The organism is Streptomyces sp. AC627_RSS907, assembly GCF_019049165.1.
The window spans coordinates 1-635 of the sequence record NZ_JAGMUE010000786.1 but is presented as its reverse complement, the minus strand read 5'-3'; the positions used below and the strand labels follow the sequence as shown (position 1 = coordinate 635).

General features: G+C 71.7%; 1 protein-coding gene. It reads left to right on the top strand.

Features of this window, described 5'->3' with window-relative positions:
* Nucleotides 1-4: 4 nt before the first annotated feature.
* On the top strand, nt 5-635 hold a 631-nt coding region (locus KUM32_RS38645), incomplete at its 3' end, for a VOC family protein (RefSeq protein WP_217146469.1).

The following is a 635-nucleotide window of genomic DNA, read 5'->3' as shown; positions in this document are numbered from 1 at the left end:
TCCCATGACCCTCACCCCTCCTGACGTCGTCCGCTCCGCCTACGCCCAGCTCGTCGTCACCGACCTGGCCAAGGCCCGCTGGTTCTGGGTCGACATGCTCGGCTTCCACCTCCAGTACGAGGACGAGTCCCTGCTGTGCCTGCGCGGCACCGACGAGCTGACCCACCACTCCCTGGTGCTCCGCAAGGGCGGGACGGCGGCCTTGGACCACCTCTCCTACCGGGTGCGCACCAGCGAGGACGTCGACCGCGCCGAGGCGTACTTCACCGCGCTCGGCCGGCCCGTGCGCCGCGTGCCCAAGGGAGCGGGCACGCCGGGGGTCGGCGACGCCGTGCGCGTCATCGACCCGCTCGGCTTCCCGGTGGAGTTCTTCCACGACATCGAGCGCGCCGAGCGCCTCATCCAGCGCTACGACCTGCGCCGCGGCGCCGAGATAGCGCGCCTGGACCACTTCAACATCTGCACCCCCGACATCCCCGCCGCCTACGCCCACTACGAGGCGCTCGGCTTCGGCTGCTCGGAGACGATCGAGGGCGACGAGCACGAGCTGTACGCGGCCTGGATGTACCGCAAGCAGACCGTCCACGACGTGGCCTTCACCGGCGGCGCGGGCCCGCGCCTGCACCACGTGGGCG